The sequence below is a fragment of the Prauserella sp. PE36 genome (assembly GCF_003311655.1).
Classification (GTDB): Bacteria; Actinomycetota; Actinomycetes; order Mycobacteriales; family Pseudonocardiaceae; genus Prauserella_A; species Prauserella_A endophytica.
On sequence record NZ_QEQT01000018.1, the window covers coordinates 1 to 5,927 of the forward strand.

Sequence of the window (5,927 nt, forward strand, 5' to 3'; positions counted from 1 at the left end):
TTGCCTGCCCAGCGTTCGCCTCGTTAGTGGGGTTGGGGTTCGTTCAGGACCGGGTGTCCGTTTTCGCGCGGGTGGTTGCCTGCTCGGCGTTCGCCCTGCTAGCGCGGCTCCAGTTCGATCACCACCCAGCGCTCGCCCTCGCGGCGGACGGACACGAGCAACTGGGCGGCGGCGGCACCGGGCGAGGCGCCTTCCCTCGTCGCCGACTGGTCGAGGAACACCAGCACCTCCGCGCTGTCGCCGGTCAGCGAGCGCACCGCGGAGTCGACCACCCGCGTGGTCACCGACAGCCGCTGCCCCGGCGCCTCCCTCCGCACCTCGGCGAAGAGCGCGTCGTAGCTGCCGCGCGCGTTGCCCCGCAACACCTCACTCGCCGCCTGCTCGGTCGCGGCGGTGTTCTCGTGCGTGTAGGTGAAGATCCGGTTCACGGCGTTCGTCACGGCCGCGGTGACCTCCGCCGTCGCCTCGGCGTCCACCACCGCGATGTTGCTCGCCGCCTCTCCGGAGCGCAGGCTGTTCGCCGCCGCGGTGAACCACGCGCCGAGCCCCGCCAGCAGTACCGCGGCCACGGCCAGCGCCAGGTGCCGCCGTCTCACGACACACCTCCCAGCGGCACCTGGTCGAGTGCGCTGAGCTTCCAGCCCCCGTCGGTGCGCCGCAGCTGCGCGCTGAAGCGGTTGCGGGTGGTGGCGGGCTCGGTGCCCTCCCGCGCGCTCGTGATCTCCACCGACACCAGCATCCTCGCCGTCCCGCCGTCGACATCGAGCTCGGCGACGGCCGCGTCGAGCACCTCCCCGGTCGCCACCGTGCGGCCCTGGCGCAACGTCTGCCTGGTCTGCTCCCCGGTCGCGGCGAGCTCGTCGCGCAGCGGTCCGGTCGACACGGCGAGCCAGCGGTCGATGCCCGCGTCCACGTCGTGGTAGTCGAGCGTGGTCACCTGCGCGACGTGCTCGCGCCCCGCGCGCAGCACCTCCTCGCGCACGGCACCGGCCGTCACCGCCTCGTTGCCCGCCGCGGAGAGCCACGTGTACCCGCCCCAGCTCGCGAAGGCCGTCGCGGCGGCGACGGCCGCGACGAGGCCCGCCGTCACTCGGTCAGCCACAGCAGCTCCTCCAGCGTCGTCGACACCGAGGGCAGCGGCACCGGCAGGCCGCCTGGCACGGCGAGCTCGGGCACGCCTGCCGACGGCGCGTTCTGCGAGCCGCGCACGGAGCTGGGATCGCCCCTCGGCAGGGTGCACGCGGCGGCGGTGTTGAACGGTGCAGGGCTCACGTCGTCGGCCGGACGCCGGTTGGTCCCCTCGTATCCCCGCACGCACGGCCGAGGGTCGAAGAACGTCAACGCGAGCGAGAGGTTGCCGCCGTCCGGGGTGATCGCGGTCGACGTCGCCGCCACCGCCTTCGGGGTCACCACGAAGAACTGCTCCATGCCCGCCGAGCGAGCCTCGAACAGGCGTGCCGTCGTGAGCAGGTTCGCCACGAGCACCGACAGGGCGGGATCGGTGTCCGCCAGCAGCCCGCTCAGCTGCGTCGCCGCCTGCGGAGCCGTGCCGATCAGCCGCCGCAGGTCGCCGTCGGCGGCCGCGAGCTCCTCGGCCAGCAGCACGGCGTTGTCCGCGAACGACCGCCACGCCTGCGAGGAGTCCGCCTGCGTGCGCAGCACCGTGGCCCCGTCGTCGATGAGCGCGGACGTCTGCGGCAGATGCTCGGCGGCCGTGCGCGTGAACGAGCTGGACGAGTCGAGCAGCACCTGCAGGCTCGGGCCCGCGCCCTGCATGGCGTCGTAGAACTCGTCCACCACCACTCGCAGCGACTCGGTGGGCACCGACTCGGTGAACGCCGACAGGTTCGCCAGCAGGTCCTCCACCGGCATCGGCAGCGTGGTCGCCTCGCGCGGGATGACGGCGCCGTCGGTCAGGAACGGCCCGCCTTCGGTGCGGGGCTGGAGGTCGACGTACTGCTCGCCGACCGCGGACCGGTTGGCTACCACCGCCTGCGAGTTGACCGGGATCGGCGGGGCGGACGATTCGATGACGAGGTCGGCCTCCATGCCGCCGTCGGTCAGCCGCATCTCGCCGACCCTGCCGACCGCGACGCCCCGGTACGTCACCTCGCCGCCCGTGAAGATGCCGCCGCCCTCGGACAGCTGGAGCCGCACGACGTGGCCGCCGCCGCCGAAGAGCCTGCCCAGCCCCGCGTAGTTCGCCCCGACGAACGCGACCGTGCCGAGCGCGACCACGACGAACGCGATCACCTGCATCCGGATCCTGGTGGTGAGCATCAGGGCGCACCCCCGTCGGTCGGCGGCACCGGCAGCGGCACCTTCGGCTCCGTGTAGCCCTCCCACGGCTCGACGTCGACGAACACGTTGAGGTAGTCGCCCTCGATGCCGTCGAGCACGGCGTCGGTGAACGGGAACGTCGGCAGGATCTCCAGCGCCTTCGGCAGGTCCTGGCCCGCGTCAGCGAGCCGGTCGAGCAGCGGAGCCAGCGCCTCCAGGTCTGCGACCAGGTCGTCGCGGCTGCGGTCGATCACGTCCACCGCGACGCCGGAGAGCTCGTCGAGCGACTGCAGCATCGTCACGAGCGCCGTGCGCTGCTCCGACAGCTCGCGCAGGCCGGGAGTGAGATCGTTGAGCGCGCCGGTGATCTGGTCCTCCCGCCCGGCCAGTGTGGACGCGAGCCGGTTCAGCCCGTCGAGAGCGCGCGTGATCTCGCCTCGGTGGGCGTCCAGGTTGGACACCAGCTGGTCCACCCCCGAGAGGAACGACTTGATCTCCTGCTCGTTGCCGCTCAGCACGTTGGACAGCTCGCGGTTGATCGTCTGCAACTGCCCGATACCGCCGCCGTTGAGCAGCAGCGACAGGGCGCCGAACACCTCCTCGATCTCCGGGTGCCGGTTGGTGCGCGACACCGGGATCAGCGCGCCGTCGGCCAGCCGCGCCCGCCGTTCGCCCGGTTCGGCGCGCGGGGAGGCCAGCTCCACGAACTTCTCGCCGAGCAGGCTCGACTGCCGGATGCTGGCGATCGCGTCGGCGGGCAGGTGCACGTCACCGTTGATCACGAGCACCGCCTGTGCGGTCCAGCCGTCCTCGCCTCCGAGGTCGATCGACTCGACGGTGCCCACGGGCACGTCGTTGACCTTCACCGCCGCGTGCGGCACGAGGTCGAGCACGTCGCGGAACTGCGCCGTGACCCGGTACGGGTGGTCGCCGACGTCGGCGCCGCCGGGCAGCGGCAGGTCGTAAACGCCGTCGAACTCGCCCGGCGCGCAGCCCGCGACGAGCACACCGGCGCAGACCGCCGCCACGAGGGCCCGGATCCTGTTCACCGTCACCCTCCCGTCCTCGGCAGCGGCAGGTACTCGAAGAGGTTCGCGCGGCCCTGCAGCGTCTGGCTGCGCGGATCGAACGTGTTGTACGCGTTCTCCACGGCCAGCGGAACGCCGTCGAGCGCCTCGGCCAGCTCCGCGCGGTGGTTCACCAGCAGCTGGGTGGTCTCGGCCAGCTTGCCGACATTGGACTGGAGGGCGGCTCGGTTGTCCCGGATGAAGCCCTGGATCTCGCCGAGTGCGACCCCGAGCGTGTGCAGCGCGGCGGACAGCTCCTCGCGGTCGGCCGAGAGCGTCTCCCACACCTGCGCGAGCTGGCCGGTGACCTGCCGCACCTGGCCGTCGTTGCCTGCCAGCACGTCGGTGAAGCGGGCCAGTTCCTCGATGGTGGCGAACAGGTCGTCCTCCGATCCGGACAGCGTCCGCGAGAGGTCGGCGAAGTCGCGGATCGTCTGGTTGAGCGCGGAGCCGTTGCCGCGCAGGTTGTCGGCGCCGGTGTCGAGCAGGTCCGACAGCGCGCCGTCGGCGTTCGCTCCGTCCGGGCCCAGCGCGCTGACGAGGCTGTCGAGGCTCGCGTACAGCTCGTCCAGCTCCACGGGCGTGGCGGTGCGCTCGGCGGGGATCACGGCGCCGTCGGCGAGCCGGGGACCGCCGCGTGCGAGGGCGGGCAGCTGCACGTACCGGTCGGCGACCACGCTCGGCGCCACCACCACGGCGCCGGTGTCCTCCGCGACCGGGGCATCGGCCGCCACGGTCATGGTCACCTCCACCCGTTCGCCGCGCGGGGTCACCTGCTCGACCTGGCCGACTCGCACGCCGAGCACGCGCACGTCCGAGCCGGGGTAGACGCCCACCGCGCGGGAGAAGTACGCCGTGACGCGCTTGTCGCCGTCGTCGGCGAACACCCACCACAGCCCGGCCGCGAACGCAAAGCCCAGCACGAGCAGCACGGTGGTGACGCGGGTGAGCCGCAACCGCAGCCTGGTCGCCGTCACGAGCCACCTCCCGGGATGTCGCAGTACGGGCGTTTCTCGACGACGAGGCCGCACAGGTAGCTGTCGAGCCACCTTCCCGCGCCGATGGTGTTGTTCACGACGCGGAAGTACGGCGCGGCCAGCTCGAGGCTGCGATCGAGGTCTGCGGTGTGGCGCTGGAGGACGTCGGTGACCGTGCCGAGCCGCTGCAGCGCCGGCGTGAGCTGTTCGCGGTTGTCGGCGACGAGGCCGGAGATCTGCTCGGCGAGCCGCTGTGATCCGGTGAGCAGGTCGTGGATCGCGTCGCGGCGGTTGTGCAGCTCGGTCAGCAGCAGGTTGCCGTCCTGGATGAGCCGTTCGAACTCGTCACCCGAGTCGGCGAGGGTGCCCGAGATCGTGCGCGCGTTCGCCAGCAGGCCGGCGAGTTCGTCGTCGCGGGAGGCGATCGTGCGCGACAGCGCGGAGAGCCCGTCGAGCGCGGTGCGCACGTGCCGCGGCGAGCCCTCGAAGGTCTCCGACAGGGTGCGGAAGCTCTCGGCAAGCCGCGTGCTGTCGATCGCGCCCGCGGTGCTGGCGAGGCCCTCGAACGCCGTCGTCACGTCGTAGGGCGTGGTGGTGCGCTCCAGCGGGATCGGCACGTCCGGGTCCTGCACCGTGTCGCCGACCGGGTGCAGCGCGAGGAACTTCTGGCCCAGCAGGGTCTTGATCTTGATCTCGGCGGAGGTCTTGTCGCCCACCCACGTGTCCGAGACGCGGAAGGTGACGAGCACGCGGTCCTCGGCGAGGTCCACCTCGGTCACCTCGCCGACCTTGATGCCGGCCACGCGGACCTCGTTGCTGGGCTGCAGTCCCGCGGCCTCGTTGAACTCCGCCTGATAGGTCGTGCGCCCGCCGACGATCGGCAACGTCTCGTAGTTGATCACCGCGGCGACGACGGCGGCGATCGCGACCGTGCCGGCCACCCCGAGGGTGAACGGGTTGCGCTCGCGGAAGGACGTCATCGCGTGCACCTCTCGGGAGGAGGGTCGGGCGTGTAGCCCTGCGGCGGATCGGTGAGCAGCAGCCCCCGGCAGAGGTAGAAGTTCATCCAGGCGCCGTAGGAGCTGATGCGGCCCAGCTCGGTGAACTTCTCCGGCAGCGTGGTGAGGAAGCGGTCGAGCTCGGCCTCGCCGGTCTCGAGGTTCGCGGCGAGCCCGCCGAGCTCGGCGATGCTCTGCTTGAGCGGGGGTCTGGCCAGCTCGAACAGGCCTGCCGTCGCGTCGGTGAGCGTGCCCATGCCTTCGATGGCCTCGCCGATCGCCCTGCGGTCCCCTGCGAGTCCGCTCACGAGCCGCTGCAGCGTGGAGACCAAAGTGGACAGGGCGTCGCCCTCGGTGTTGATGGTGTCCAGCACCGAGTTGAGGTTGCGGATCACCTGCCCGATCACGCGGTCGCGGTCGGCGAGCGCCGAGGTCAGCGAGCCGGTGTGCGCGAGCAGGCTCTCGATCGTGCCGCCCTCGCCCTGCAACACCTGCACGATCTCGCCGGAGAGCCGGTTGACGTCGGCGGGGGAGAGCGCCTGGAACAGCGGCTGGAAGCCGTTGAACAGCTCGGTGAGGTCGAGTGCGGGCTTGGTGCGCTCCAG

Annotated in this window: 7 protein-coding genes; all 7 read right to left on the reverse strand. The window is 71.9% G+C overall.

Annotation, left to right across the window (positions count from 1 at the left end):
* Positions 1-98: 98 nt before the first annotated feature.
* A complete protein-coding gene (locus tag DI005_RS00445) occupies positions 99-596 on the reverse strand; it encodes a hypothetical protein (protein WP_113640935.1) in 498 nt (165 codons plus the stop codon).
* Positions 593-1,102, reverse strand: a complete 510-nt coding sequence (locus DI005_RS00450; protein ID WP_113640936.1) for a hypothetical protein — start codon at positions 1,100-1,102, stop codon at positions 593-595. The genes DI005_RS00445 and DI005_RS00450 overlap by 4 nt, the downstream gene beginning before the upstream one ends.
* Positions 1,087-2,280: an MCE family protein gene (locus tag DI005_RS00455; RefSeq protein ID WP_113640937.1), complete on the reverse strand. Its 1,194-nt coding sequence runs from the start codon at positions 2,278-2,280 to the stop codon at positions 1,087-1,089. The genes DI005_RS00450 and DI005_RS00455 overlap by 16 nt, the downstream gene beginning before the upstream one ends.
* Positions 2,280-3,329, reverse strand: a complete 1,050-nt coding sequence (locus DI005_RS00460) for an MCE family protein (protein WP_228713866.1) — start codon at positions 3,327-3,329, stop codon at positions 2,280-2,282. Before DI005_RS00460 ends, DI005_RS00455 begins: the two co-directional genes overlap by 1 nt.
* 2 nt (positions 3,330-3,331) lie before the next feature.
* On the reverse strand, positions 3,332-4,324 hold the full coding sequence (locus DI005_RS00465; RefSeq protein WP_113640939.1) for an MCE family protein: 993 nt from the start codon (positions 4,322-4,324) through the stop codon (positions 3,332-3,334).
* The gene (locus tag DI005_RS00470; protein ID WP_113640940.1) at positions 4,321-5,304 is read right to left on the reverse strand and encodes an MCE family protein; all 984 of its coding nucleotides are present in this window, start codon (positions 5,302-5,304) and stop codon (positions 4,321-4,323) included. The genes DI005_RS00465 and DI005_RS00470 overlap by 4 nt, the downstream gene beginning before the upstream one ends.
* Positions 5,301-5,927 (reverse strand): MCE family protein (locus tag DI005_RS00475; protein WP_233519926.1); only part of this gene is annotated, 627 nt, incomplete at its 5' end. The genes DI005_RS00475 and DI005_RS00470, both read right to left, overlap by 4 nt.

Coding starts and splice junctions, on each gene's coding strand:
- DI005_RS00455 (WP_113640937.1), bottom strand. CDS start 2,280: ATGCTCACCACCAGGATCCGGATGCAGGTGATCGCGTTCGTCGTGGTC.
- DI005_RS00470 (WP_113640940.1), bottom strand. CDS start 5,304: ATGACGTCCTTCCGCGAGCGCAACCCGTTCACCCTCGGGGTGGCCGGC.